Source organism: Neobacillus sp. NRS-1170, from assembly GCF_050468025.1.
On record NZ_JBITPF010000051.1, the window covers coordinates 1 to 25921 of the forward strand.

28 protein-coding genes, 4 tRNA genes and 2 other RNA genes are annotated in these 25921 nt (G+C 39.6%); 7 read left to right on the forward strand and 27 right to left on the reverse strand.

Features of this window, described 5'->3' with window-relative positions:
• Positions 1 to 293: 293 nt before the first annotated feature.
• Positions 294 to 467: a hypothetical protein gene (locus tag ACIFOT_RS21935; protein WP_430067806.1), complete on the reverse strand. Its 174-nt coding sequence runs from the start codon at positions 465 to 467 to the stop codon at positions 294 to 296.
• Between the two features lie 256 nt (positions 468 to 723).
• Between ACIFOT_RS21935 and ACIFOT_RS21940 the strand changes: the two genes are divergently transcribed.
• The gene (locus ACIFOT_RS21940) at positions 724 to 1335 is read left to right on the forward strand and encodes a class I SAM-dependent methyltransferase (RefSeq protein ID WP_430067809.1); all 612 of its coding nucleotides are present in this window, start codon (positions 724 to 726) and stop codon (positions 1333 to 1335) included.
• Between the two features lie 82 nt (positions 1336 to 1417).
• Here the strand turns inward: ACIFOT_RS21940 and ffs are convergent.
• From ffs to ACIFOT_RS21965, 5 genes are all read right to left on the reverse strand, one after another.
• Positions 1418 to 1503, reverse strand: an RNA gene (gene ffs, locus ACIFOT_RS21945) — signal recognition particle sRNA small type.
• Positions 1503 to 1574 (reverse strand) — tRNA-Asn (locus tag ACIFOT_RS21950). The genes ffs and ACIFOT_RS21950 overlap by 1 nt, the downstream gene beginning before the upstream one ends.
• A 164-nt stretch (positions 1575 to 1738) precedes the next feature.
• Positions 1739 to 1812, reverse strand: a tRNA-Gly gene (locus ACIFOT_RS21955).
• A 6-nt stretch (positions 1813 to 1818) separates the two neighbouring features.
• A tRNA-His gene (locus ACIFOT_RS21960) sits at positions 1819 to 1894 on the reverse strand.
• A gap of 8 nt (positions 1895 to 1902) precedes the next feature.
• Positions 1903 to 1993 (reverse strand) — tRNA-Ser (locus ACIFOT_RS21965).
• 396 nt (positions 1994 to 2389) lie between these two features.
• On the opposite strand from ACIFOT_RS21965, the gene rnpB reads away from it, so the two are divergent.
• Positions 2390 to 2771: RNase P RNA component class B (rnpB, locus tag ACIFOT_RS21970), an RNA gene on the forward strand.
• Between the two features lie 159 nt (positions 2772 to 2930).
• Here rnpB and ACIFOT_RS21975 read toward each other — a convergent pair.
• From ACIFOT_RS21975 to ACIFOT_RS21985, 3 genes are all read right to left on the reverse strand, one after another.
• Positions 2931 to 3287, reverse strand: a complete 357-nt coding sequence (locus tag ACIFOT_RS21975) for a protoglobin domain-containing protein (RefSeq protein ID WP_430067811.1) — start codon at positions 3285 to 3287, stop codon at positions 2931 to 2933.
• A gap of 149 nt (positions 3288 to 3436) precedes the next feature.
• Positions 3437 to 3580 (reverse strand): hypothetical protein, encoded by a 144-nt coding sequence (locus ACIFOT_RS21980; RefSeq protein WP_430067814.1) that lies wholly within the window; start codon positions 3578 to 3580, stop codon positions 3437 to 3439.
• A 70-nt stretch (positions 3581 to 3650) separates the two neighbouring features.
• Positions 3651 to 3821: a hypothetical protein gene (locus tag ACIFOT_RS21985; protein ID WP_430067817.1), complete on the reverse strand. Its 171-nt coding sequence runs from the start codon at positions 3819 to 3821 to the stop codon at positions 3651 to 3653.
• Positions 3822 to 3942: 121 nt separating this feature from the next.
• Here ACIFOT_RS21985 and ACIFOT_RS21990 point away from each other — a divergent pair, with 121 nt between their 5' ends.
• On the forward strand, positions 3943 to 4161 hold the full coding sequence (locus tag ACIFOT_RS21990; RefSeq protein ID WP_430067819.1) for a small, acid-soluble spore protein, H family: 219 nt from the start codon (positions 3943 to 3945) through the stop codon (positions 4159 to 4161).
• 81 nt (positions 4162 to 4242) lie between these two features.
• On the opposite strand, the gene ACIFOT_RS21995 is transcribed toward ACIFOT_RS21990, so the two are convergent.
• The 17 genes from ACIFOT_RS21995 to ACIFOT_RS22075 all read right to left on the reverse strand — a co-directional run bounded on the left by ACIFOT_RS21995 (position 4243) and on the right by ACIFOT_RS22075 (position 21357).
• Entirely contained in the window at positions 4243 to 4512 is a 270-nt protein-coding gene (locus ACIFOT_RS21995) for a hypothetical protein (protein WP_430067821.1), read from the reverse strand.
• Positions 4513 to 4669: 157 nt separating this feature from the next.
• Positions 4670 to 4999 carry a DUF1904 family protein gene (locus tag ACIFOT_RS22000; RefSeq protein ID WP_430067824.1) on the reverse strand — a complete coding sequence of 110 codons (330 nt, stop codon included), beginning with the start codon at positions 4997 to 4999 and terminating at the stop codon, positions 4670 to 4672.
• A 32-nt stretch (positions 5000 to 5031) separates the two neighbouring features.
• Entirely contained in the window at positions 5032 to 6105 is a 1074-nt protein-coding gene (locus ACIFOT_RS22005) for an NAD(P)/FAD-dependent oxidoreductase (RefSeq protein WP_430067826.1), read from the reverse strand.
• Positions 6106 to 6444 carry a (2Fe-2S)-binding protein gene (locus ACIFOT_RS22010; protein ID WP_430067829.1) on the reverse strand — a complete coding sequence of 113 codons (339 nt, stop codon included), beginning with the start codon at positions 6442 to 6444 and terminating at the stop codon, positions 6106 to 6108. It abuts the gene before it with no gap.
• Positions 6445 to 6468: 24 nt separating this feature from the next.
• A complete protein-coding gene (locus ACIFOT_RS22015; RefSeq protein ID WP_430067832.1) occupies positions 6469 to 7557 on the reverse strand; it encodes an NAD(P)/FAD-dependent oxidoreductase in 1089 nt (362 codons plus the stop codon).
• Entirely contained in the window at positions 7547 to 7870 is a 324-nt protein-coding gene (locus ACIFOT_RS22020) for a (2Fe-2S)-binding protein (protein ID WP_430067835.1), read from the reverse strand. The genes ACIFOT_RS22015 and ACIFOT_RS22020 overlap by 11 nt, the downstream gene beginning before the upstream one ends.
• Positions 7871 to 7886: 16 nt before the next feature.
• Positions 7887 to 8687 (reverse strand): ABC transporter permease, encoded by an 801-nt coding sequence (locus tag ACIFOT_RS22025; RefSeq protein ID WP_430067838.1) that lies wholly within the window; start codon positions 8685 to 8687, stop codon positions 7887 to 7889.
• Positions 8684 to 9607, reverse strand: coding sequence for an ABC transporter permease (locus tag ACIFOT_RS22030; protein WP_430067841.1), 924 nt, complete (start codon positions 9605 to 9607; stop codon positions 8684 to 8686). The genes ACIFOT_RS22025 and ACIFOT_RS22030 overlap by 4 nt, the downstream gene beginning before the upstream one ends.
• A gap of 11 nt (positions 9608 to 9618) precedes the next feature.
• Positions 9619 to 10677: an ABC transporter ATP-binding protein gene (locus ACIFOT_RS22035; RefSeq protein WP_430067955.1), complete on the reverse strand. Its 1059-nt coding sequence runs from the start codon at positions 10675 to 10677 to the stop codon at positions 9619 to 9621.
• 15 nt (positions 10678 to 10692) lie between these two features.
• A complete protein-coding gene (locus ACIFOT_RS22040; protein ID WP_430067844.1) occupies positions 10693 to 11775 on the reverse strand; it encodes an ABC transporter substrate-binding protein in 1083 nt (360 codons plus the stop codon).
• Positions 11776 to 11994: 219 nt separating this feature from the next.
• Complete coding sequence (locus ACIFOT_RS22045; RefSeq protein ID WP_430067847.1) at positions 11995 to 12711, reverse strand: GntR family transcriptional regulator; 717 nt, start codon at positions 12709 to 12711, stop codon at positions 11995 to 11997.
• A 131-nt stretch (positions 12712 to 12842) separates the two neighbouring features.
• Entirely contained in the window at positions 12843 to 13724 is an 882-nt protein-coding gene (locus ACIFOT_RS22050; protein WP_430067850.1) for an aldose 1-epimerase family protein, read from the reverse strand.
• A gap of 232 nt (positions 13725 to 13956) precedes the next feature.
• Positions 13957 to 14520: a hypothetical protein gene (locus ACIFOT_RS22055; RefSeq protein WP_430067853.1), complete on the reverse strand. Its 564-nt coding sequence runs from the start codon at positions 14518 to 14520 to the stop codon at positions 13957 to 13959.
• 653 nt (positions 14521 to 15173) lie between these two features.
• Entirely contained in the window at positions 15174 to 15911 is a 738-nt protein-coding gene (locus tag ACIFOT_RS22060) for a DUF2161 domain-containing phosphodiesterase (RefSeq protein ID WP_430067856.1), read from the reverse strand.
• A 165-nt stretch (positions 15912 to 16076) separates the two neighbouring features.
• Positions 16077 to 17273, reverse strand: a complete 1197-nt coding sequence (locus tag ACIFOT_RS22065; RefSeq protein ID WP_430067858.1) for a methyltransferase domain-containing protein — start codon at positions 17271 to 17273, stop codon at positions 16077 to 16079.
• 206 nt (positions 17274 to 17479) lie between these two features.
• Positions 17480 to 18379, reverse strand: coding sequence for an RCC1 domain-containing protein (locus ACIFOT_RS22070; protein WP_430067861.1), 900 nt, complete (start codon positions 18377 to 18379; stop codon positions 17480 to 17482).
• A 371-nt stretch (positions 18380 to 18750) separates the two neighbouring features.
• Complete coding sequence (locus ACIFOT_RS22075; protein ID WP_430067864.1) at positions 18751 to 21357, reverse strand: flavin-containing monooxygenase; 2607 nt, start codon at positions 21355 to 21357, stop codon at positions 18751 to 18753.
• 353 nt (positions 21358 to 21710) lie between these two features.
• On the opposite strand from ACIFOT_RS22075, the gene ACIFOT_RS22080 reads away from it, so the two are divergent.
• The 4 genes from ACIFOT_RS22080 (at position 21711) to ACIFOT_RS22095 (ending at position 24640) form a co-directional block, all read left to right on the forward strand.
• Positions 21711 to 22418: a DNA alkylation repair protein gene (locus tag ACIFOT_RS22080; protein ID WP_430067867.1), complete on the forward strand. Its 708-nt coding sequence runs from the start codon at positions 21711 to 21713 to the stop codon at positions 22416 to 22418.
• A 45-nt stretch (positions 22419 to 22463) separates the two neighbouring features.
• Positions 22464 to 22769, forward strand: a complete 306-nt coding sequence (locus ACIFOT_RS22085) for a DUF3870 domain-containing protein (protein ID WP_430067870.1) — start codon at positions 22464 to 22466, stop codon at positions 22767 to 22769.
• A gap of 147 nt (positions 22770 to 22916) precedes the next feature.
• On the forward strand, positions 22917 to 23504 hold the full coding sequence (locus tag ACIFOT_RS22090; RefSeq protein ID WP_430067873.1) for a Crp/Fnr family transcriptional regulator: 588 nt from the start codon (positions 22917 to 22919) through the stop codon (positions 23502 to 23504).
• A 167-nt stretch (positions 23505 to 23671) separates the two neighbouring features.
• Positions 23672 to 24640, forward strand: a complete 969-nt coding sequence (locus ACIFOT_RS22095) for an NAD(P)-dependent alcohol dehydrogenase (RefSeq protein ID WP_430067876.1) — start codon at positions 23672 to 23674, stop codon at positions 24638 to 24640.
• 68 nt (positions 24641 to 24708) lie between these two features.
• Here ACIFOT_RS22095 and ACIFOT_RS22100 read toward each other — a convergent pair whose 3' ends face one another.
• The gene (locus ACIFOT_RS22100) at positions 24709 to 25920 is read right to left on the reverse strand and encodes an acyl-CoA dehydrogenase family protein (protein WP_430067880.1); all 1212 of its coding nucleotides are present in this window, start codon (positions 25918 to 25920) and stop codon (positions 24709 to 24711) included.
• Position 25921: the final 1 nt, after the last annotated feature.

Consider the following 25921-nt stretch of genomic DNA (forward strand, 5'->3'; position numbering starts at 1 on the left):
TAATGCAGAAGAAGTTTGTAAAAACGAGTTCACCTTCATATGTTCATATGACTTGGTTAAGTCCTCGAACGATTAGTATCAGTCAGCCCCACACGAATATCAATTATATGGTTATCTTACAAGTAAGACATTTTTCTAATTCCACATCATGAGAAACAAACTATTGGTTATGAATCGGATGTTTTTGTCATTCGTTGATGTGACAATATATCTTGTTTTTATTTTATTTTCAACTTGAAATTATTCCTATTAGCAAAATAAAAAGCCAATTTTGGCCTTTTATTTAAACTTATTCATAACCCTCCACAAGTTGTATTAATACTTTTTTGTGGAGGGTTATTTTTACCCTCTTTAGGTTCTTCGGTTACTGATTCTAATCCATATCCCGTCGAGCTAATTTCTAAAGTTTCTTTACTTCCGTTATTAATTATAGAAAAAGTATCTTCTTCCTTATTTATAGTTGACATAGGATCACCTCATTGAAAATTTCATTGGTATCATGTTTTTATACTCGGCTTCATACTTGTCACTTTTCCCTAATATACCGCTTAAAGATCCAAGTGTATAATAGTTTACCTTTTTAAAGAAAGATTATGTTAAGGGTAAATGTTGATTTTTGATACTTGACCAAATTCTTGATAAAGTTGAATTGTGATATGCTAAATCGTATCTTAAATAATGGGTGTTTAGGTTTGTTAATTAATCCTGATTGGGGAGATAATATTGGGAAATACTGATAAGTTTGAAATGATAGCTAATAAATATGACACTCCTGAAAGAATCCAAATTGCAAAGATATCATCAGATGCCATCCGTAATTATTTAGTTGACGCTAAAAGTAAGAATGCAATTGATTTTGGGTGTGGAACTGGACTTGTCGGAATGAACTTGTTAATCGAGTTTAATACTATGCTTTTTCTGGATACGTCACAAAACATGATTAATCAAATAAAGCAAAAAATAACTGATTTTAATATTCAGAATGTAGATTCATTATGCTTTGATATTGAAAAGGAATGTCTATCGGATTTACATGCCGACTATATTTTTATGGCTCAGGTTCTACTCCATATTCATGATGTTGAATTAGTTTTATCAAGATTATATGATGTTCTTAATGAAGGAGGACATCTACTGGTCGTAGATTTTAATAAAAATGAAAAAATAGTTTCAGATCTTGTTCATAACGGATTTAATCCAGAAGAGCTAACTGAAATTATGACTAAAATAGGGTATAGAGATATTCAATTCAAAACTTTTTATACAGGTAATAAAATATTCATGGGACAAGATGCATCTATGTTTATTCTTGATTCAAAAAAGGGGCATAGGTAAAGGCGTGACATGGAAATTTCTTATACAAAAGAAAAGCGCTAACTCAAATAAAGATAGAGTTTAGCGCTTTTCTCTTTCTGTCTATGTAATAGTCCACACAATTTCACTAGTTATGGCTGCTGCATTCCTGCCCTGACCAAGTTCCTAGTGTCCTTGTTGGACTATGACTCCGCAGGTAGGACTCGAACCTACGACCGATCGGTTAACAGCCGATAGCTCTACCACTGAGCTACTGCGGAATAATTATATTAATCCCTAATCCTTATCTTGTTAGAAGCATGTCCCCGCCTCAGTAAGTAACGCAAGAAGCGGCTCGCCGTGTACAACTCGCAGCCATTTCATGATGCATCGCTCGTCTCTACCACTGAGGTACTGCGGAATAATTAACTAACGTTTATTTAAATGGAGCGGGTGATGAGAATCGAACTCACAACATCAGCTTGGAAGGCTGAGGTTTTACCACTAAACTACACCCGCATGATATGGGGCGGCTGATGGGAATCGAACCCACGAATGTCGGAACCACAATCCGATGCGTTAACCACTTCGCCACAGCCGCCATGATAATGGCAGAGAAGAAGGGATTTGAACCCTCGCGCCGGTTACCCGACCTACACCCTTAGCAGGGGCGCCTCTTCAGCCTCTTGAGTACTTCTCTGTATTTAAGATCATGCGAAGTTCCGTTAGGAGCTTATGTAAGAAATATACCATCTATCCAAATTGGAAGATAGCTGTAAATTTTGGTAGTTCAAAAGTCCTGGTTTATCCAATTTAAATTTCTGTTACAAATATTCGAAGTTGTACGGTAAATAACTTCTATTATCTATAAGGCGCTGTAACAAATTGTTAGAACCAAAGAAAAAAGCTAACTCTGTTACGTATAGAGTTTAGCTAACCTTGTTATCTTGTTATGTAACTGGTAAGCGTATTTTCCTCCATTTTTTTCACTTCCAAATCACATGATTGGAAACGCTGGATTTAAATTACTAAAGATTTATCCTGTTAATCCTGTTATAGTAATCATTGTCGCTTCTGAACAAATGAAACAACATGAAATGGTGAGTAGTCGCGGTTCCTATACGGAGCTGAGGAAAGTCCAGGCTCGCACAGTGCTGAGATGCCTGTAGTGTTCGTGCCATCTGCAAGGGTGGGCAGTCGATCAAGTTTCGGCTGACGGCGGTGAAATCATGCTAAGTCCTTCGGGATATGCTGAGAATAACCTGAAAGTGCCACAGTGACGATGCTTTTCTGGAAACGGAAAAGGTGGAACGGGTAAACCCCACGAGCGAGCAACCCAAATTTAGGTAGGGGCATCATCCTGCGGGAAATGAACCTAACGGATGAATCGGCCAGTGGCCGATAGATAGATGACTACACTTCCAGTACGAGGCTTGCTGCCGCATGCAGTACGGAAGGACAGAACCTGGCTTACAGCCATTTCATGAGCATTTGATCGTTTTAGAAGCATTAAATATACGTAAAAATTATTAATAAGTAGAAAAATAAAGTAATCCACCTGAGTCATTAACTCGCGGGTGGATTATTTTTTCATTTATAACAGTATTCCATCCAATAATTTTATCTTTTTTAAAAGCTTATTTTATTATCTTTTTTAACAAAATGTCTACCTTTTCAATTAGATGCTCTTTTACATCACTATCTAGGTTAGTTTCATCCATTGTCTCTTTCATTTTTCCAAACCAAATCTCGGCTCTTTCTGGATCTATTTGGAACGGATGTCTTTCTCTTACCTGTGATTCCTGCTTACTTTGTTCCTGTGCAGACTCATCAGAAACTAAGCGGTTTATAAATACTCTTTGCCGATTTTTCAGCAATTCAATATCCACGTTTCTTTCTTTAAACATATTTACATAATAGGAATCCTTAAGTAACTTATCGTAAAAGCGGTCTACCAACTCATTCACTTTTGTCTGTTCTAATATTACAGCCATGAACCATTCCCTCTTTTTCCTATAAAGTGTAGTTTCTAATATCATTATAGTGCAAACTACAGTTCTTTATTGTGATTAACATCACGTTTTAAAGGCAAGTTCAAGAGAGAATCTAAAATATATTCTAGAACATACATTTTTATTTAGCTTTATTTAGCTTTATTAGTATTTTGTTTATAAATTTTTTCTGTTGAATTTGATGCAGTTAAATCATTGCTTGTTATATTTTCAATTGCCTGTCCCACCGTGTTTGTTGTATTTAATTTATGCTCTGGAATTCGTTGATTTTTCATGGATAATTTGTTGTCCTTTCAATATCTTTTTTTAAATACGTAAATAGTTTTATTAACTTTAAGGTCAACACTACTGCCCTTCTTCTCCAACTACGGTATTACCAATCCTCGGTTTTTGAGCCAGTTCCTTGTCGTCAGAATTCCAATTAAAACCTGCTTCAGTAGAACCAGTTGAAAGTAGTGGCTGCTCCATACCGCTTGGGTCCGAAGAATTTTCGGGTTTATTATTCTCATTTAACATTTGAATCCCCCATCTAACACAAATTTATCATATTTTGCGTAAAATACCGTTCCTTATACGGAATATGATTTTACTTATATTGTTGAAACTAATTTGGAAAAATAACTTTGAGGTGAAAATAATGAACCTAAATAGAGTGAAAGAGATTTTTGCAGCAGATGAAGAGATTTCCGTTAAATATCATGGCATTCCAGTATGGATCGAAAGCATTCAAGATACAACTGGCATGGCGTTGGTCACTCAAAGAGGAACCCACGATGAGAAACGTCTTGTCCCAATAGATGGTTTGAAGAAGAGTAAATCAGCCAAATTCACATATGAGTCAACCAAGCGGCGATGAATTTGATGCACTAATGCTTCAAAAGGGAACCTGCAATGGGCTCCCTTTTGAAGCACTTATGTAGTAGTCCCTTTTATTCCATTAAATAATTTTTCCTTGAAATTGGTCATATTTTTTCATTTCATCGAGGGTCTCTTCCATTTCCGTGATAAAATGATCAAATAGTTGATGATTCCCTGATTCGATAAAGTTTTGTTTATCAATGGAATTGAGTAAAGCAATTACCCCTTTAAACTTTAAATCATCAAAAAATGGGATTTGGCTTTCCCCCATAATTTCACCTTTTACTTCTAACTTCCCATTGTCATTCTCCAGCTTAAATGTGACTTTTTGTGTATTTTCAAAGTCCAATTCTAGTTGCCCCTTTTTTGTTCTTCGTTACAAATATTATCGTTCCATAAATATAATAACTGATTCAAAAATAGGAACTAAATGAAAAACCGAACATGCAGCAACATGGTTCGGTCCATAAATAAACGGCTCCCTTCAATGAGTCAGACATTTAGTTTCAATTAAAACTCTTCCCATTAAAATAATAATCCGACTCTTTAAAGGTACTAAAGGCAACTTCTACTTCCGGGATATCGAGCGAGTGAACTTGCTTCGTGACAATTTTAGCAAATTGGTCTCGTACTTCCTGGCCTCTTTCAAACCATTTCACTTCAATAAACGGATATCCAGGTACCTCGTCATTATTAAAGACAAAGGTAGAGTTCACCACTTCTAACGTAAAATTGTCCGTTCCACAGTCACAAAGATCAGCCAATTCTTCTACTAACGGTCTGCTAATCGTCTTAACCTGCTCAACTGTTACTCCTCTAATAAATAAATGGGGCATTTTGTTTTCCTCCTATGCTTGTAAAAATTACGTTATGCAAATCTGCTGATTGAATATCGGTCTATCGGAATCGAGGTTTCTCCGTCCAAAATCAACTCCGTCATTAGCGTTCCAATGAGTGGAGAAAGGGTCACGCCACTATGGGTAGCGGCAACAAAAAGATTTTCAACACCTGGAATTTTCCCCAGAATAGGAAAGCCATCTTCCGGCATGGCTCGGATCCCTGAAAAAGCTCGAACCACCTTCGCTTTTTTCAATGAAGGGACATAATGGACTGCCATATTGGCTGTTTCTTGAATTACATCAAGTGTGGTAGCCCTATTAAACCCTTCTTGTTCCATTGAATAACCAATTAACACCTCTCCGTTAAAAGCCTGTCTTAATCCGCTAATCGTATAATTTAAAAAAGGCTTCAAGGGCTCCGTCACAAGAATTTGCCCTCTTAATTGGTTGATCGGAATATTGACATCCACCAGCTTCCCTAATTCCCTTGACCATGTTCCGCCAGCAAGAATAAGGTTTTTACAAGCGAACGTTCCCTTTTCTGACACCACAATGAATTTTTCAGGCAGCCTTTGAATTTCGGTTACTTTATTATAGGTAGAGTAATGAACGCCGTTTTTCTTTGCCGCTCTCATATAACGATCAACTAACCGAAAAGGATTCACGTTTCCGTCGATGGCGCTATATGTCGCACCGACAACATCCGGGTTGAGAAATGGCTCTTTTTCAAGTGCCTCTTCACGGGATAAAACCTTAATCTTTATCCCAATCTGCTCGTAAACCTCAGCCAGCCGCACAGCCTTTTCACGGTCTGCTTCATTGAAAAACGGTGAAAGACCCCCTGTTCGTTTGAACTCGACATCGCCGATTTTTTTGGACAGATAAGAGTAAAGCTCTGCACTATACATGCTAAATTCAGCATACCAGGAAGGGGTTTTGTTGTGAACCCATACCCAGGCTTGGGTGGATCCGGAGGTGCCTGACAATGGAAATTTTTGATCCAGAACAAGGATTCCTTCTTTGGTTTGTTCTGAGAGGTGATAGGCAATACTGCTGCCAACCACCCCGCCGCCGATAATGATCGATTCGTAACTTGTATCCAATTATCTCACCTTCCCATCCTCTAATTCCACCTCATCCAAAACTGATTTTACAGATGAAAACGAAGTGCTATTGGTCGCCAATGTCTCAAGTTTAATAGGACTAAGCGGCATCCGCATTCGCGGCAGCGGTATCTGGAAAATAGGGGTGTTTGTTTTTTCGTGGATCATGGCGGCGACGAGAGAATGGCATATTTTTGACTGGCATGGCCCCATGCCACATCTTGTTAACCGTTTAATATCATCAAATGTTTTTGCCCCATTGGTCAGGACATCCTCAATTTCTTCGCAGCTAATTTCTTCGCATCGACAAATTATCGTACTTTTATCCAATTCATTCACCTTCTGTCTCTTCATCTATTTGAGTTAAGAGAGAAATTGTTCCTTTATCACCGGATACGCGAAGTTTTCCATATGTCGGTTTCTTGCTTCCCAGATCATTGGGTTGTACTTCGTTTCAAGAATCTCCAACTCTTTCCAAAGGAAGACCTTTTCTTCATCTGCATGGGTCTTAGTTATAGCCCCTAAGGCTTCACAAGCGTTAATGCCTGCCAGCATGCCCGATACTAATAGGACTCCCTGTGTACTGATTCCAGCGGCATTCCCTGCTAAAAAAATATCCTCACGGTCGGTTTGAAATTGGAGATTGTATTGCGGAACCCAGCCTCCGAGTTCTTTTTGATATCCAAAGGAACAGCCCAGCTGGTAAAAAATATCAAGGATTGGAGATCTTCCCCCATCAACACAAACTAAATCCACTTTTTCGGTAAAAACACGTGTCCCTTTCTGGATATCAATTTCTTCTACGGCACCCATTCCCCTAGCTTCCTTGATAACAGATTCTAAATAGATGGGAATGCCTATTTTTTTTACCTGCTCTATTTTTTCTAAATCCCTGGCAAGTATACCGGCATTCTTTTCAATAAAGCCCTTGACGTGAACTCCCACTTCAGAAAGCTGCAGTGCAGCATCCATGGCAAAATCACTGGACCCAACGATTACTGCCTCCTTGCCCGGTTGAACAAAATCCCGATTGATTAAAGTTTGAGCCGCTCCGATGGTCATCACCCCAGGAAGCGTCCATTTTGGAAAAGCGACTGCATTTTCTGCCGCTCCAGTAGCCACAATGATTTTCTTCGCTTCAACTGAAAATACGTCCCGCTCATCTGTAATGCCAACACTGCCATCCTTGTAAAAGCCAATGACTCTATGGCTTAGCAAATAACGAATATCATATTCTTTTAACTTGTTGGTTAAATGAGCTGCCAATTCAAACCCGCGCATCGACTGAAACGAGGAAGGTAAGAAAGGAATAACTTGCGTTTGCTGGTTTAATTGTCCGCCCATTGTTAAGGATTCATCTACAATCGTTACATCTAATCCTTTCGAAGCCGTTTCAAAGGCAGCCGCAAGACCAGCCGGACCGGCGCCAATTATTAGAATATCAGTCTCCACAGAACTCCCTCCTTACGTCCGGATCTTCATCATTCGGATAGATTTTCATTCCTTCTTCCACTTTAACCATGCAGGTTCGGACATGATCTTCCCCATTTACCGTCATATAGCAGCTGCAGCATCTCCCCCTTGTGCAAAAAAGTCCTCTTGGCTGAACCAAATTTCTGCTTAACCCCAGCCTTTTAATATCATTAGCCATTAAGGCAGCCGCAACGGTTTGCTGTTCATAAGCGTTGTAGGGCTGATCATTAAAATAGATTGTTATTGGTTTATGAAGCTGCCCGCCTAATACAGGATGCTGTTGAATATGCATTACAAACACCTTCTTCTTAATTTTTCGACGAAAACACTTTTCCAACACCAAGGATTCTTTCAATGACCACCATTAAGATAACGGTTAGTAAAATCATGATGCTGGATACCGATGTAATAATAGGATCATATTGGTATTGCATATAGGTATAAATTCGAACCGGCAGGGTGACGACATCGGTGCTGACAATAAACAAAGCGACAGTTAAGTCGTCAAAAGAGGTAATAAAGGCAAAAATAGCCCCTGCAATCACGCCTGATTTTATGACAGGGAGGGTTATTTGAAAGAATACTTTAAGGCTTCCAGCACCTAAATTCTTTGCAGCCAGTTCTATCGAGCAATCGAAACCTACTAAGCTGGCCACAACCAATCTCATGACAAATGGAATGGTTAAGATAAAATGCCCGATCACTAACGCAATGGGACTTGCTGCCAAACCGATCCAGGAATAAAACTGCAGTAAAGCTACCCCAAATACTACAGATGGAATCAATAAGGGTGACCCGATTAATTGGGTTATGGCTGTTTTTCCTCTAAACTCATACCTAACAACAGCGATCGAAGCCATTGTTCCGATGATTGTCGAAATAATTGAAGTTCCCAAAGCGACCGTAATACTTAGGGTAAAGGACTGCATAAACTCTGGATGGTTGATTAGCTCTGCGTACCACCGGAGCGTGATCCCTTTGGGAGGAAAGACGATGTACTCCGTTGTGGTTAAGGATGATAATAGAACCACTACAATTGGGGCAGCCAGAAAAATGTAGACAAGGATACAAAAGAAATTCAAGCCGGCTTTTGGTAATACCTTCCTCATTGAATGGCCACTCCTTTTTCAGATCTGGTAAGTAACTTGCTATAAATAATAATGGTAATCGTAGCAATAAAGATTAGCAGGAAGCCGATAGCTGATCCAAAAGGCCAATTCAAAATGGTCGAAACCTGTTCATATGTAAGGAACGACATCACCTTCACCTGAGGCCCTCCAAGAATGGCCGGAGTAACAAAGGAGCTCACCGCTAAACTGAACACCATGACCGAACCAGCAAAGATACCTGGCAGAGTCAGCGGCAAAACAACGGAAAAGAAAGTTCGAATAGGTCCCGCGCCAAGATTTTGCGAAGCTCTGATGATGCTAGGATCAATTCTTTCAAGTGATCCCATAATACTTAACACCATGTATGGAAATAAAACGTGGACCATTCCAATTACAACACTGAACTCTGTATACAGTAAGGTTAGCGGCTTATCAATCAAGCCCAACTTCATCAGAGCGTTATTCACGACCCCATTATTGGATAACAAAATGACCCAGCCATAACAACGGATAACCATGCTAATTAACAATGGAGATAAGACGAGGAGAGTTAAATAATTTTTCATTCTTCCTCTAACTTTAGTAATCTGATAAGCTACTGGATAGGAAATGATAACGGCAGCCAATGTGGTGATTAAGGCAATTTTTACGGTTCTCCATAAAACGCCGAGATAAAACTGATCCGTAATAAACTTCGCATAGTTTTGAAGGGTCCAATCATGACCAATTCCACTGGCTGCATCAAAGGTCTTAAAGCTTGTGATAAAAAGAAAAACCAATGGCAGCAGAAAGAAAAAAATAAAAATACTGAGCGCTGGAAGTAATAATAACCACGAATCAAGCCTTTTCTTCGACTTTTTCTTTTTCATTTGCTTGTATTGAATCTCTTGTTCCTGATTCATTTCCAGTTCAGCCTGCATTCGAAGTCCCCTCACTTTTTAGTCGCTAATAATTCCTCTGGATTCCATACGGCCAATACGTCCTGCCCTTCTAGTATTTGATCGGGGTTTAGAACAGTATTGGAAATATCCGCAATTAGCTGTTGATCTTTTAGTTGTAAAATATATCGCGTTTTTGCACCTAAAAACATTTTTCTTTCCACCCGAACACGAAGTCCATCGCTATGATTTTGATAGATTTGGATTTTTTCAGGTCTCAGATAAAAGTCAATCAAAGCATCTCTCGTACCAGGACATGATAGGACCTGGTGATATCCATGAAAGGAGACCTTGCATTGGTTCCCGCTGTACGTTTCTACCACATGACCTTGAATCTGATTCACTTCTCCAATAAACCTCGAGACAAAATCGGTTTGCGGGTGGTTATAAATGGCCACTGGGGTGTCAACCTGCTCAATTCTCCCCTCATACATAACCGCGATCCGGTCTGAAATAGCCAGTGCTTCTTCCTGGTCATGGGTAACAAATATGGTGGTAATGCCCACCTTTTTTTGAATTTCCACGATTTCTTCACGCATTTCCTGGCGCAGCTTGGCATCCAGGTTGCTTAATGGTTCATCAAGGAGCAGCACTTTTGGTTTGATGACTAAAGCTCTAGCCAAAGAGACACGCTGCTGCTGTCCGCCGGAAAGCTCCTTTGGATACCGTTTTTCATACCCGGATAATCGGACCATTTCTAGCGCTTCCAACACACGTTGATTGATTTCACTTTTATGGACTTTGCGAAGTTTAAGTCCATAGGCTACATTATCGAACACGGTCATGTGGGGAAAAAGAGCATAGTTTTGAAAAACCATGCCCATTTCTCTTTTGTTGGGAGGTAGCAGGTGAACGGGTTTCCCGTCCACCACAATACTTCCGCCATCAACATCCAAAAAGCCTGCAATCATATTTAGCGTCGTGGTCTTGCCGCATCCTGAAGGGCCAAGAAAGGAAACAAGCTCTCCCTTCTTGATTTCCAGGTTCATCTTTTTGACGACCTCTGTTTTATTAAACGTTTTGATTACATTTTCAAGGCATAAATAACTCATCATATCACCCCTTCATTAGTGGGCCACTTCAATTTCTTTGTTCGCTCTTTCAGTCCACTCGGATCGTTTTTGATTCACATATGCCCAATCTACCTTCACGAGCTTCGAAATTTCATCTTGTCCATAAATAATTTTGTCTAAAATATCGCCACTTAATTTCACGTTCTTATTTACAGGACCATCAAACAAGGAATTAGCAAATTCTGTTTGTACTTCTTCACTTAACACATAATTGACAAATTTTTGTGCAAGCTCTTGATGCGGAGCATTTTTAACGACACTAACGGTAGACATCAATGCAGGTGCACCCTCTTTCGGAATCACAAACTCAATAGGGAATCCAGACTGTTTTAACGTGAATACCCTGCTGCTGCCCCACGCGCTCGCAACCGTCTGTCCCTGCAAAAAGTAATTGGATACATCTGCTGTTTTATCAAATGTCACGGCATTTTTTGCAATTTCTTTTAGTTTTTCAAATCCAGGTTCAATATTTTTTTCACTACCGCCATTTGCCTTGGCAGCCATAAGAAGCATATGGACTCCGTAAGTATTAGCGATAGATGGTAAGACAAGTTTTCCTTTGTACTTAGGGCCTGCTAAATCATTCCAGGATGTGACAGGATCCCACTTGTTATCCTCAAAAACCTTTTTATTATAAGCAAGTCCTGTGGTAATAATCCCAAAACCGACACCGACATTGTCCTTATCCTTGGCAATATCATAAACATTGGCTAAGTTAGTAACCAGTTTTTCATCTAATGGTGCAAGCAGGCCGAAGGATTTTGCCTGGGCTTGTGGACCGTCGTCAATGAAGGCTACATCAATTTGAGGCTTAGCCTTTTGTGCTTGAAGCTTGGATACGGTATCGACAGAGCTTCCGGTAATATATTGGACCTTGATACCAAATTCCTTTTCAAATTTAGGTATAACGGTTTCCTTCATTTTTTTCTCATAGCTTCCCCCATAAGCCGCCAACACCAAGGTTTTGTCGACTTTTCCCGCAGTTTCTTTGGAGGTGCTGCCTGTCTCACTACTACATGCAGATACAACAACTAGCAATAAACAAATGAACCCAAAAAGCAACGTTTTTCTCTTCATCCTAATTCCTCCTCATTTCATTTCATTTTTTTTTACTTTTGTGAGCTTGAAGGGTATTTACAACTTTTTCACTCCCCCTTTTCAGATGTAGGGCATCAAATGTATATCAATATAATATTGCCAATATTCAGAATTTAATTATTAAAAAAATATAATATTATAATCTTAAAAGATATAATATTATAACTTTATTGCTAAAAAATTTTTCATCTGTCTATGTTAAAAATTGATCTCTGTGTAGTAAGTAGTTTTATCCTGGCGGTCATAAAATTGCGAGTATTCTATGATCTCTCCTTGTTTCGAGTAGGTTAACCGCTCCCATTTAAAAACGGGTGTACCGGATTCAATTTGCAATCTTTCTGCTTTTTCTCCTTCGGCAATGTATGGTTTCACAATTAATTTGGCCCTGCCTAAGGAAACATGAAATTTTTTTCTTAGAATATTGTAAATAAGTTCATTATTAATATCATCAGCTGTGAGACCGGGACAAATTTCATATGGAAGATAGGTATATTCAAGTGTTACTGGTTCATGTTTATCGATCTTTACACGCTTGATCTTAAAGATTTTTGTTCTTGGATTCAAACCCAATTTTTCGGCTACTTCGTTATCTGAATCTTCAATGGAAAAACTGATTAATTCATGAGGATGTTCCTCTTCATCAGTTGTTAATGAAAATATGGCATTGATGTCTTGTTCATTTGTAGAGCCAGCAACAAAAGTCCCTTTGCCTCTCTGTCTATAAAGATATCCTTTATTCACTAGTTCAATTACAGCTCGTTTTACTGTAATCGTACTTACATCAAAAAGCTCAGACAATTCATGCTCTGTCGGCAGCTGATAGCCTACTTCCCATTGCTTTGACATGATTTTCTCTTCGAGCACCTGTTCCACCTGCCGATAAAGAGGTGCGTGATTATTTTTATCAATTTTCATGATTTAGTCACCTTTTTTATAATATTATAACTTTATAATCTTATACCATTTACATTGTTTATATATAATTTACCCCCCTTTCAAATAGTTGTCAATATTTTTTGAATATTTTGTTTAAGCGCTTATTTCTTTTATGTAAACTTCATTTTATATTCAGCCTTGAAGGTTTTTCCTGGGTAAAGCTTATTTATTCCAACCTTCTCCTTCAAGTTCCCGGATGTATTATTGGTATCAGCAATGCCGTACCAAGGCTCAATACAAACAAACGGGGCCATTGTACCATCAGTTTCATTAAACTTCGACCAAATCCCAACGAACGGAAAATCCTTGAACATGACCTCTACACCATGACTCGATTTATTCGATACGAATGTAACTTGATCGATATTGCTGTAAACTAAAGCATCATGTGCAAATAAAGATGGTGTAAGCTGCAACGTTGAAATTTCATTAGCCGTTCCTTTCTCATGAATGATGGAATTCTCAAGCTCATATTCCATCACATTCTTATTTGCAGCAGGTGTAAATTGCAGAATATAGTCCTCTAATGTTTCATTTTCTACAAGCGGAATCCTAAAAGCAGGATGGGCGCCTATGGAAAAATACATCTCTTCCTGGTTTACATTGATGATTTCCCATTGAACAATAAGGGAGTCCTCTTTGAGCATATAACGAATAATCACTTTAAATTCGTAAGGATAGATATCAGTGAAGCGTCCAGCAGATTCAAACAAAAATGACACGCTTGTTGCGGTCTTCTCACCGACATTAAATTCAACGTCACGCAAAAAGCCATGTTGTGACATCTTGTAGGTTTGGCCATTCAAATGATATTGATCTTCCTTTAACCTGCCAACAATCGGAAATAAGACCGGTGAAACGCGTCCCCAGTAGGCGCTATCCCCTGTCCACATATAGTCCAGTCCATTTTTCTTATGTTTCACTTCACGTACTTCTGCTCCATTCCTTGCTATATCAACCTTTAACCAATCATTTTCAATTACAATCATCATATTTCCTCATCTCTTTATATATGAAAGAATCTATCCTGATAACCTTAAATGTTTACCAATGAAGTTAGATATATTCCTGATTTTAAATGCTTATTATCAATCGGCATAGATATATTATAGTATTGCCACATATTAGAATAGATTTTAGATAAAAACAAATAAAAGCCTCCATTACTGAAGGCTATTTTTTCTGGTGTACGTAAAAAGACCTAGGCTTCCAGGATTTTGTATTTTAAAGAATTTCTCTTTTTGGTGAGTTTTTTATCAGCTTAATCTCTCCGTGTTTAGGGACCAGTTCACTAATGTTTTCATATCCTTCATCCCTTTTGTCTTCCACTGAATATTCCTTAAAAGAGCAGCAAAAAAGTTTACGTTCAACTCTTCCTTTCTCACCAATTAGATTGAACCAGTTTTGGCCTACATAGAAAGAATTCGTAAGCAATCTATCAATAATAAAAGAGATTCGGTCCTTTTCTTCCCCCGGATTAAATTTAGTTTTAGAAGATAGAGCTAGAATAAAATAGTTTTTAAACTTATCTAATTCCAGTAATTGAAGATGATAGTTCTCATGCTGATTTTGATTGAAATCCTTCAAGACTGTTTTGATACTATTTTCAATATCTATATCAAATTTACTTGCATCTCTCCAGGTCGATAAACGAGAATCAAAAATAGACAGAGTTAAAATATAATATGCTGCATAATTTTTGGGGTCAAATACTTTATTCACTGCTCGCTTTTCATCTTCCGGTACAACAATAAACTTTTTATAGTCAGCAAAGAAATTTTCAATCATTCGAATACCTTCTTTCGAACTTTGATAGAATTGATGAAAAATATTGCACTACACCGTATCTTTTTATTTCGAAGTTCTTGTCATAATTGGTCAAATTACTTCTCTGTTGAATGATTTATTATGATTATTTGAATATGTTATATATTCCTTTATTAAAACAGAAAATCCTGCTTTTTCCTCCAAAAATTCACATTTTTCACTATTTTTAATCAAAAAGACCTAATACAGTAAAAAAATATGTCGTAACGAATCAACAATTATGATAGTGCAAGCCACACTCTAAGCTTGCTTGACTGGTGCATTGCTAGAGGGAAAATGATTGTTTGAGGGGATCTGAGAACGTGTTTTATTTAGAGGACTCAGCTGTGCTTTTTTGTCAGCTCCGAGTCCACTATTGTGCTTATAAAGGACTCGGTAGCGCTATTTTATCTGGTTCGAGTCTGCTATAGCCTTTATAGGGGACCCGGCTGTACTATTTTGTCATGCTCGAGTCTGCTAAAGGCCTTATTAAAGACTCGGCAACGCTATTTTATTAGGTTCGAGTCCGCTATAGCCCTTATAGTGGACCGGATGTGCTGTTTTGTCAGCTCCGAGTCCTCTATATCCTTTATTGAAGAAACCCCCATACCCCAAATCTTTGATTTAAAGTGAATTCATCTTAGCTTTTCTTCACTGAAACTATCATTCAAGTAATAATTCATAAGATCAGGATACTCTTTTATTTCCTCTATGCCCTTATCACTAATTACATAGGTCCCTCTCTTGATTCGTTCGAACCAGCCATAATAGTTTTGAATTAGAATGGAAGAAGTTTTGTCCCCAGTGCCCATATCAATCAAGCGTTTTGGCGATAAGGGACCAAATTCCTGAAGGTAACATGCAATTTGGATACATTTTTCTTTATAGGCTGTCATGATTTTGGTCCGATTGCTTCCGCCAACATTGAAATCAGCACTACGCCCATTGATTTCCTTTAAAACAGATTCTCTCTTTAACTTGCTTTGCCCCATACTTTTACGCCGGTCAAACGTGGCTGGGTGAAAGATGACTTCTGCTTTTGCCCGTTTCCCTGGGCTCGAAACCACAATTAATCCCAACTCCATTCTTCTAATTAAATGGCATTTATCTGCCCAGCGTTTAGAATTTAATCGATGCTTTGGTTTTGGAATGGCGATGTAAACTTTTTCGGTCAGACGCTGACGTTTGGCAGCCTGAATAAGTAAATCAACACTTAGCGTAAGCTTTAATTCAATAACAACTAACTCCTCACCTTTAACGGCAACCATATCACAATTTTTTACTTCACCGTAAACCTCATAACCTTCATTTACAAAAAATGTCTGAATTGGTTTATACAAATCTTTTTCTTGCAGCTTTTTTGTTTCTTTCATACACGATCACCTTCCAATTCAAACCGTATTTCCTATTAATAATAAATTTAACTTAAAAATTGTTGTTGGAAAAGGTTTTATCTTTTTACGTTCAATAAAAATACCCGGTATTTCCTCCAAATGATTGGATCATACCGAGTACATGACTTTAAATCTTAAATGCGGTTAATCAGTTAACATAATATATTTATTGTCTTCTAAATTATCATACTGAACCATTGGTCCCAATTGACTAAACTGCCCCATTACTTCCTCTATCAGCGATTGGGCATCTTCGTATGCCCCGGCAGGAAGAATATCCAAATGACGATGCCCCATGTTCCCATAACTATAGACAAGCAGAAAACTCTTAGTCTCCCAAATTTCAAATCGAAACACATGCCAGTGGTTGGGCACATCCAGATAATAGCCTGATTTAAATGTTTTTTTCCCCAACCGATGGTAGGCAATCTCAGCTTTTGCCCCGCTGTAAGATTTCCCGGCCTCTAATACTATTGAATGATCTTTCGTATAAAAGCACTCCATACCTTCTAGGGTTGCTAATCCTGTCTCCCTTTTTGACACCACAACTATCGGAGAACACTTATCCGTTCCAAACTCATTATAATCGATAATGTCGCATTTATCCCATTGGACATGGAGATTTGCTTGGTTCAGTGAATTTGCCCACTTCCCAAGATCTGCGGGATTTTCCAATCGCTCAAAAGAGAGATAGGTGCCATCCGCAGTTAACAAATCATCGACTATTTGTAAATATCTCCAGTTTCTATACGTTGGATTTTCCTTCAAGTAATCTGGCAGGGACCAATACTTTGGGAAGAATATAGGCCCCATAATCTCATGAAAGGTTCGCACAGAAATAATGAGATCAATAGAATTCATCAAAAAACGTTCCCTTAAATCCAAAAATTCGATTTGATGAAAGCTCACATTTCCAAGTCCGAGCTGCTTAGCCAACTCGGTGGCACACTGGATTCCATTCTCCGACTGATCAATTCCAATAATCTCCGCATCCGGAAAACGAGTAGCGTACCAGCATGCCAATAACCCATTATCACAACCGATTTCCAAAATTCGCTTAGGCTTCAGTTGTTTTTGCTGGTTAATCCAAGTCAGGATAGACTTATGATAGGACATTGTCCATGATTCCACTGCCAAACTGAAAGGCAGTGAAGCATTCTTTACCTCATAAAAGTTCCCCTGCTTCTCACGGCAAAGTAACGGTTCAAGTTCCTCGGCCAAGACTGAATCTACTCCCCTAACGTGCTTCCAATAGCTGCGCTTGCTTTTACAGTCCTTGATTCTCAGTGTCTTATAATAGGATGAAATACTTGGTTTCCTTTGTTTCGTCACGATTGGCATGCTTTATCTCCAGTTATCTAAAAATTATTACTAAATATTAGGACTTGGTCATAAAAAATGATTAGTTTTATTATAATAGGTATTTGTTAATTTTTCAAAAAATTTCTTTATTAATATCAAGTAGCTGAAAGTTTATTAATAGGATAAACCCATTTGATCATAAAAAGAGACTGATCGGAATTACCTTTCAGTCCATTAAAAATATCTTACACAATGCCGGGCAGTTGGATGCCGCGCCAGCTGCTTACATCGCATTGGCCAAATTCATTATCACCCACAGCAAGCACCGTGCCGTCCGATTTAAGACCGACAGTATGGGCACAACCCGCCGCAATTGCCACAATATCGCTCCAATCACTTACATTACATTGGCCATACTCATTCCAACCCACAGCCTCTACAGTACCGTCCGATTTAAGTCCGATGGTATGATTACTACCCACCGCTATCGCCACAATACCGCGCCAGCCGCTTACATCGCATTGGTCATGTTTATTCAAACCCACAGCCGTCACAGTACCGTCTGATTTAAGACCGATTGTATGAAGATAACCCGCCTCAACTGCCACAATATCGAACCAGCCGCTTACATTGCATTGGCGATACCGATTATTACCCACAGCCGTCACCGTGCCGTCCAATTTAAGACCGATGGTATGCCAGTCACCCGCCGCGACCGCCACAATATCATGCCAGCCGCTTACATTGCATTCACCTTCATTATTTCGGCCCACTGCTGCCACCGTGCCATCCGATTTAAGCCCAATAGTACGACACCAACCCGCCGCAACCGCTACAATATCGCGCCAGTCGTTTACCTCGCATTGGTCATGCTTATTCCAACCCACAGCCTCCACAGTCCTGTCCGATTTAAGACCGATTGTATGAGCATTTCCCGTGTTCGTCGCCATATGAACATTACCAGCCTCGACCGCCACAATATCGCGCCAGCCGCTTACATCACATTGACCATATTTATTATCACCCACAGCTGCCACTGTACCGTCAGATTTAAGCCCAACGGTATGACGACGCCCCGCCGCTATGGTATCTTTAGGCCACCGTTTCACCTTTAACACCGCTTCTTTCGGTGGAATGTAATCCATGTCTTACCTCCTTGAATATAAGCAACCCTGCAGTAACCTGACAAGTATATGTAACTTTTCAGTTGCTCGTCAAATGTAAGCAACTGTATGGTTGTGTGATAAAGGAACCATATATAACTGTCCTTTTGTTTATTCCATTATTTGGCCAAATTACTGAACAAATTTTCTCATGCATTCCCTTTCTTTGTGGTGATTCTTATTAAATTATAATTCCAAATTTAGTTTTAAATGTTTATATAATAGTAGGAATACAGGCTCAATGAACTAGTTATTACCAAAATAACACTATTATCATACAAATTTTCAAATATATCTATTTACTGGAAAAACAGAAACAAAAAAGCCGTTTCCAAAAGGAAACGACCCATTATCTATATTGTTTTAACAGTATTAAAAGCATGCTTAAGAGCATTTGCTGCCTGATTAATGGCCGCATTCCCCTGCACCAACACCCCTGGCATCCAGAAGAAACCGTGGATCATTCCGTCATAACGCGTTTCTTCAACTGAAACACCTGCTGCTTTTAGACGCTGGGCATAGGCTTCTCCTTCATCCCGCAACGGATCAAAACCGGCCGTGATCACGAGCGCTGGCGGAAGTCCGCTTAAGTCTTCAGCCAATAATGGCGAAGCATACGGATTTTTACCATCATGCTCATCACGCAGATAATGATTCCAGAACCATACCATCGTATTCTTGGTTAAAAAGTAACCATCAGCATTCTCCTGGTACGATTTCGTGTCATAAGAGTGATTAGTCACCGGATAGATTAGCATTTGATACGCAAGAGATGGTCCTCCCTGATCACGGGCCATCAAGGACACGACTGCAGCTAGGTTTCCACCTGCACTGTCACCGCCAACGGCTATTCGTTCAGGATCTACCTGGATGGATGCAGCATATTGCGCTACCCACTTAACTGCGGCATACGAATCTTCAGCAGCAGTCGGGAATTTGTGCTCCGGAGCTAATCGGTAATCAACAGATACCACGACACAGCCAGCCCTGTTGGCTAACATACGGCAAGGAACTTCAACGGTGTCCAAGTTACCGATTACCCAGCCACCGCCATGATAGTAAACCAATGCTGGGAATGGCCCTTCTCCGGCAGGTGTATAGATTCGGACAGGAATTTCCCCACCTGGCACCGGAATGGTCCTATTTTCGACCTTAGCGACCTCTTCAGGAGCTCCTGCTAAGAGGCGGAAATCAGCAGCCAGTCTTGCTTGGTCAGGAGTCAGCAACTCCAATGGCGGCGCACCGGCAGATTCTAATTGTTTTAAAATAAACCATGCTTGCGGATCGATATTCGACCTAAAAAATCCTTCCTTCACGAAGCTTTCATCCGTCCCAAGGGTAGACAAAACGGATGTAAACCCTTCATAGCCCCTAGCCGCTACATCATCACAAATGATACGATACAATCCGACTCCGCCGGCAAAAGCTAGGAACCCCCGCGGCTTGCCTTCAATATTGGCACCCATGTACCAAGAATCCGTTTTGGTTAACAGCGACATGTCGGCAATGGCCCGGCATTGCTGGCTCCAGAATTCCTCTGCCTCTCCTGTTGCCTCGAAGGCTTCCAAATGGTGTTCACGAAGATAATTGATACAATCAGCAACCCAATCAACGTGCTGCTCAATGGAAACCATCATGTTGCTTAGGACCGATGGGCTCTGCGGGCCTGTAAGCATAAACATATTCGGGAAGCCGGAGGTTGCGATTCCGAGGTACGTCTTCAACTCGGCACCGTCTGCCCACTTCTCTTTTAGCGAAATATCATTCTTCCCGCGAATATCAATGTTAAACAATGGACCAGTCATGGCATCAAAGCCGGTTGCAAACACCAGAACATCCAGTTCGTACTCTGCCTCTGCCGTCTTGATTCCATTTTGGGTAATTTCTAAAATAGGCGCAGCCTTTATATCAACAAGTGAGACATTTTCACGGTTATAGGTTTCAAAATAGTCGGTATCAATGATTGGTCGTTTGGTAGCGTAGTAGTAGGTTGGCATTAGCTTTTGAGCTACTTCGGGGTCTTTAACAATTTGCTTAATCTTGGTGCGGATAAAGGATGCGGCGGTTTCATTCGCTTCAGGCAGTATCCCGATATCATTGTAGTTGTAGGTCAGGGAGAATAATCCACCTTCCTGCCAGGCCTTTTCATACAGACGCTCTCGTTCTTCTTGAGAATCCTCCAGCGCAGATCGCATCCGTGGTCCGGAAGGTACACCATGCATGGAGTAACGCATGAGCTGTTTCAATTCTCCATAGTTTTTCCGTGTTTGGCCGATTGTTTCTGAGTCAAGCGGATGATTTTGCGCAGGACAGCTGTACTGTGGTGTCCGCTGAAAGACGGTGAGCTGGCCAGCTTCTTGGGCAATAGCCGGGATCGCTTGAATTCCGCTTGAGCCGGTTCCAATCACACCTACACGCTTGCCGCTGAAGTCCACTTTTTCATGCGGCCATCTTCCTGTATGGTACATCTCGCCTTTGAAGGAATCTAATCCCTTAAACTTTGGTATGTTGGAAGAAGAAAGGCAGCCTAATGCGGTGATAAAATACTCAGCGGTGACTCGAGTACCGTCTTCCATGCGAATTTCCCAGTTACGGTTTTGGTCATTGTAACGGGCAGCGGTAATCCGTGTCTTGAACTGTATGTCCCGCCTTAGTTCCAGTTTATCTGCCACAAAATTGATGTAGCTTAATATTTCCGGCTGCTCCGCATATCTAGACGACCATGTCCATTCGTTCAAAATCTCTTCTGAAAAAGTATAATTATAGTAGATACTTTCGACGTCACATCGCGCACCAGGGTAGCGGTTCCAATACCAGGTGCCCCCTACATCTTCCCCGGCTTCATAAACGCGAACCGAGTAACCAGCCTCCCGCAGTTTATGTAGCATGTACAATCCAGAAAAACCAGCCCCAACTACAACAGCATCCAATTCTTGAACCTTTTGTTGATTTAATGCCATCCTCAAATCACTCCCTTAAAATAAAATGGTACACTGGAGTTTAAATTGTAAGCGCTACCAAATATATTCTGCCTAGATGCTCAAAACTCCTTTTTACCTTCCTTGTTTTTTCAAAAACTTTCTAAAATAGAAGACTACCAAATATCTCTATGCTTGTTTCATTTTAAATATTCCCCGTATGTTTATTGACCTGCCCCCCTCTTTGTTCTTCCATCCACGTGCAATAAATGGTATATTACGAATATACGTTCTGAATGCTATTTATGGAGCAACTTTTTTTAAACTGGCAGGAATACAGAATTAATTTCAAGAAATTATGAAGATATGATTATGAAGGAAGGAAGTGCAAAACGATGGATTTCGAATTGGTTATGCAGGAACTAGAAGCACTCGGTAAAGAACGAATTAAAAAGACATACATAAGCAATGGTGCACACGAACCGCTTTTTGGCGTGGCAACAGGCGCCATGAAGCCGATCGCAAAGAAAATCAAGAAAAATCAGCCTTTGGCTGAAGAGCTTTATTCAACCGGAAATTATGATGCCATGTATTTTGCCGGTGTCATTGCGGACCCGAAGTCCATGACGGAGGCGGATTTTGACCGATGGATCGATGCGGCGTATTTTTATATGCTGTCCGATTATGTCGTTGCCGTAACTTTGGCAGAAACCGATATTGCACAGGATGTGGCCGATAAATGGATTGCAAGCGGTGAAGAACTGAAAATGTCTGCAGGATGGAGCTGTTACTGCTGGCTTTTGGGTAATCGTAAAGACAGTGAATTTAACCCAAGCAAGCTTGCCGATATGCTCGATCAGGTTGAAAAGACGATTCATAATTCTCCTGATCGAACTAAATCCGCTATGAATAATTTTATCTATACCGTCGCGATTTCCTATTTGCCTCTTCATGAAAAGGCGGTTGAAACTGCTAAGGCTGTTGGCCCAGTCGAAATCAAGCGGGACAAGAAAAAGAGCAGTATCCTTCTTGCTTCCGAAAATATTCAAAAAGAATTAGATAGAGGGAAGCTTGGCTTCAAACGCAAATATGTAAGGTGTTAGCCATAAAATCATAATAATAAAAATAGTTCTTAGGAGTAGGATGAAATGAATACAATATTTATTGCCGGTCATGCTAAGCTGCCTACGGGTATGGCTGCCAAAAATGTTTTCGAAACATTAACCATTACTGCCGAAATTGATAAACATTATGGAGTCATTGTCGATGCTTCATGTACACTGGCTACCGAACATGGCAGGGATTATGTCTCCAGGCTCCTAAAAGGCCATAGCTTACGCAATGGAATAGAATCCCCTCTTGATCAGTTAAAAAAGGGCTATTTGGGAAAAGCAAATAATGCCCTGATTGCTGCATTAAAAGACCTTTTTAAACAATATGAATCTCTTACTTAAATGAGTTTGGGATGTTGACGATTTTCCCTGGGGATGGAAGGAACTGTTTTCCTTCCATCCCCTCAATTTTTACAAGCGAAAATATGAATAATAATGTTAAAATGATTAAGAAACATTTAACTTAACTCAATAAGAAGGGAAGGTAATATGAAGAAAATTCTCTTGAAATACATGTCTGATTTTACTTCACTCAGTGAAGATGAACAGCGGGCAATCTCTGAAAGTTTACGAATTGCTGAAATTAAAAAAGGAAAATACCTTCTTAGACAAGGAGAAAAATCTGCTATTAAATGTTATTTCGTATTAATGGGATGTGTTAGGCAGTTTTTTATAGATGAATCAGGTAAAGAGGTCACAACAAATTTTTTTACGGAAGAACAAGCTATTCCAATTATCAACGAAAAGAAACAAGATGATTTATCAAAGTATTCATTAATGTGTATCGAAGACTGCCTATTAGTGGTTGGCGACGTTGAATCTGAAAAAACGATGTTTAACAAATATCCACAACTTGAAACAATGATACGAAAAATGATGGAAATAAACCTTGGTGAAATACAAGAACAATTTGGAGAATTTGTCTATTCTTCTCCGGAAGAACGCTACGAGTCCATTTTAAGGAACCGTCCTCAGTTAGTTGACCGTGTTCCACAGCATCAATTGGCTAGTTATCTTGGGATTACTCCTGAGTCATTAAGTAGAATAAAAAAGCGAATGAAAAAAACTAAATTTTAAAATAGATGACATCCACATTTCGCAACATTCCCCTCCACTTAGCTGCAACCAAACAAATTTCAAATAACCACCATAAAAAACTCAAAAGACTATCTAGAAATTAACTTAAGTCAATGAACAGTTTTAATCCTCTTGTTACCTTTAAATAAAAATAAGGAGGGAGTTTTTTGAAAGCTATAGTATGTGATAAATATGGTTCACCCGATGTACTTGAATTAAAAGAGGTAAAAAAACCTTTACCCGCCGATAATCAAGTATTGGTAAGAGTTCATTCAGCATCCTTGAACTTTGGTAACTTGGTTCTTTTGAAAGGCAAACCTTTTTTAGCCCGCTTTGCCTTCGGACTAACGAAACCTAAATACTCCATACCAGGAGGTGACATCTCTGGTACAGTTGAAGCTGTTGGCAAGGACGTTAAGTTATTTCAAGCAGGTGATGAAGTTTTTGGCGACCTCTCTGGTTGTGGCTGGGGCGGTTATGCTGAATATGTAGCTGTTCCCGAAAATGCTTTAGCCATAAAGCCAGCCAATATCTCCTTCGAGGAAGCTGCCGCTACACCTATGGCAAGTGTGACGGCCTTACAGGGACTACGTGATAAAGGTAAGATCCAATCGGGACAGAAAGTATTAATTTATGGGGCATCTGGTGGTGTCGGTACTTTCGCGGTACAAATTGCCAAATCATTTGGGGCTGAAGTAACTGGGGTTTGTAGTACAAGGAATTTAGAGATATTGCGTTCGATAGGTGTCGACCATATCATTGATTATACAAAAGAGGATTTCACTCAGGATGAGGAGTGTTACGATTTGATCCTTGGTGTGAATGGTTCTAATTCCATTTCAGCTTATAAACGTTTACTAAAACCAAATGGGAATTTTGTTCACGTAGGAGGTTCCGAATCCCAATTGTATCAAACATTATTTCTTGGACCTTTTATTTCAAAAACTGGAAGCAAGAAAATTAGTAACCTGTTACAGAGAGCAAACCCAAAAGACCTAAATTATATAAAAGAATTACTAGAGACTGGCAAAGTAAAACCAATAATTGATAAAAGGTATAAGTTAAGTGAAGTAACTGAAGCATTCAAATATTTTCAGGAAGGTCATGCTCAAGGTAAAGTGGTAATTACTGTTTGATTTATTTAATAAAAAAACGCAATGCGATTTCGTATGCGAAATGCATTGCGTTTTTTTATGTTATTTCCTTAACCGTTTTTGACGGTTTCTATTTCTAATGGCCAGGCTGGCAGCACTTTGTTTAATACTTTGTCTTCACGGTAACCAAGAACATATTCTGCCTGCATAATCGTATGAATTTCCCTCGTTCCTTCATAAATAACAGGGGCTTTTGAGTTTCTAAGGAAACGTTCAACAGGGTATTCACTAGAAAATCCGTACGCTCCATGAATTTGAACGGCATCGTCAGCAGCCTTATTCGCAAAATCACATGCCTGCCATTTGGCAAGGGAAGTTTCCCTGGTATTCCGCTTCCCTTTGTTTTTAAGCTCGCCTGCCCGGTAAACCAATAGACGGCTCATTTGAAATCCAGCCTCCATGTTGGCAATCATTTGCTGAACAAGCTGATGTTTGCCAATTTCTTTCCCGAAGGTTTTTCGTTCATGACAGTAGTTTACACTTTCCTCAATGCAAGCCATAATCTGGCCAACGGCTCCTGCGGCAACTGTAAAGCGGCCATTATCTAATGCAGCCATGGCAATTTTGAAGCCTTCTCCCTCTTGACCTAATAAATTTTCCTTAGGAACCCTAACCTGGTCAAAGAACAATTCACCGGTATTGCCAGATCGAATTCCAAGCTTCCCTTTGATGGCTTTGGAAGAAAAGCCAGGCATGGTGCGTTCCACGATAAAAGCGGAAATGCCGTGATGTTTTTTCTCTTTATCCGTATAAGCAAATACGATGAAATGATCCGCAATGTCACATAAAGAGATCCATGTTTTGGACCCATTTAGAATGTAATCATTACCATCTCTTTTTGCCGTGGTCGCGAGGGATGCCACGTCTGAACCAGCTCCAGGTTCTGTTAAACCAAAGGCCCCGATTTTTTCACCTCTGGCTTGCGGCACGAGATATTTTTGTTTTTGTTCCTCTGTTCCCCATTGCAATAGGGTTAAGCTATTTAAACCGATATGAACGGAAACCGCTGTACGAAAAGCAGTGTCGCCTCTTTCAAGCTCTTCACAAACAATTGCAAGTGAATTATAATCCATACCGCTGCCGCCATATTGTTCAGGGATACAAACCCCCATCAAATCTAAATCTTTTAATCGTTTCCATATGACAGGATCAAATTTTCCTTGTTCATCCCATTCCTTCATATTTGGGATAATTTCCTTATCGACAAAACTTCTTACCATTTTTCTTAACATCTCTTGTTCTTCTGTGAATTCAAAATTCATG

Coding starts and splice junctions, on each gene's coding strand:
- ACIFOT_RS21935 (WP_430067806.1), bottom strand. CDS start 467: ATGTCAACTATAAATAAGGAAGAAGATACTTTTTCTATAATTAATAAC.
- ACIFOT_RS21975 (WP_430067811.1), bottom strand. CDS start 3,287: ATGGCTGTAATATTAGAACAGACAAAAGTGAATGAGTTGGTAGACCGC.
- ACIFOT_RS21980 (WP_430067814.1), bottom strand. CDS start 3,580: ATGAAAAATCAACGAATTCCAGAGCATAAATTAAATACAACAAACACG.
- ACIFOT_RS21985 (WP_430067817.1), bottom strand. CDS start 3,821: ATGTTAAATGAGAATAATAAACCCGAAAATTCTTCGGACCCAAGCGGT.
- ACIFOT_RS21990 (WP_430067819.1), top strand. CDS start 3,943: ATGAACCTAAATAGAGTGAAAGAGATTTTTGCAGCAGATGAAGAGATT.
- ACIFOT_RS22000 (WP_430067824.1), bottom strand. CDS start 4,999: ATGCCCCATTTATTTATTAGAGGAGTAACAGTTGAGCAGGTTAAGACG.
- ACIFOT_RS22020 (WP_430067835.1), bottom strand. CDS start 7,870: ATGCATATTCAACAGCATCCTGTATTAGGCGGGCAGCTTCATAAACCA.
- ACIFOT_RS22025 (WP_430067838.1), bottom strand. CDS start 8,687: ATGAGGAAGGTATTACCAAAAGCCGGCTTGAATTTCTTTTGTATCCTT.
- ACIFOT_RS22030 (WP_430067841.1), bottom strand. CDS start 9,607: ATGCAGGCTGAACTGGAAATGAATCAGGAACAAGAGATTCAATACAAG.
- ACIFOT_RS22035 (WP_430067955.1), bottom strand. CDS start 10,677: ATGAGTTATTTATGCCTTGAAAATGTAATCAAAACGTTTAATAAAACA.
- ACIFOT_RS22040 (WP_430067844.1), bottom strand. CDS start 11,775: ATGAAGAGAAAAACGTTGCTTTTTGGGTTCATTTGTTTATTGCTAGTT.
- ACIFOT_RS22045 (WP_430067847.1), bottom strand. CDS start 12,711: ATGAAAATTGATAAAAATAATCACGCACCTCTTTATCGGCAGGTGGAA.
- ACIFOT_RS22050 (WP_430067850.1), bottom strand. CDS start 13,724: ATGATGATTGTAATTGAAAATGATTGGTTAAAGGTTGATATAGCAAGG.
- ACIFOT_RS22055 (WP_430067853.1), bottom strand. CDS start 14,520: ATGATTGAAAATTTCTTTGCTGACTATAAAAAGTTTATTGTTGTACCG.
- ACIFOT_RS22060 (WP_430067856.1), bottom strand. CDS start 15,911: ATGAAAGAAACAAAAAAGCTGCAAGAAAAAGATTTGTATAAACCAATT.
- ACIFOT_RS22065 (WP_430067858.1), bottom strand. CDS start 17,273: ATGCCAATCGTGACGAAACAAAGGAAACCAAGTATTTCATCCTATTAT.
- ACIFOT_RS22070 (WP_430067861.1), bottom strand. CDS start 18,379: ATGGATTACATTCCACCGAAAGAAGCGGTGTTAAAGGTGAAACGGTGG.
- ACIFOT_RS22075 (WP_430067864.1), bottom strand. CDS start 21,357: ATGGCATTAAATCAACAAAAGGTTCAAGAATTGGATGCTGTTGTAGTT.
- ACIFOT_RS22080 (WP_430067867.1), top strand. CDS start 21,711: ATGGATTTCGAATTGGTTATGCAGGAACTAGAAGCACTCGGTAAAGAA.
- ACIFOT_RS22085 (WP_430067870.1), top strand. CDS start 22,464: ATGAATACAATATTTATTGCCGGTCATGCTAAGCTGCCTACGGGTATG.
- ACIFOT_RS22090 (WP_430067873.1), top strand. CDS start 22,917: ATGAAGAAAATTCTCTTGAAATACATGTCTGATTTTACTTCACTCAGT.
- ACIFOT_RS22100 (WP_430067880.1), bottom strand. CDS start 25,920: ATGAATTTTGAATTCACAGAAGAACAAGAGATGTTAAGAAAAATGGTA.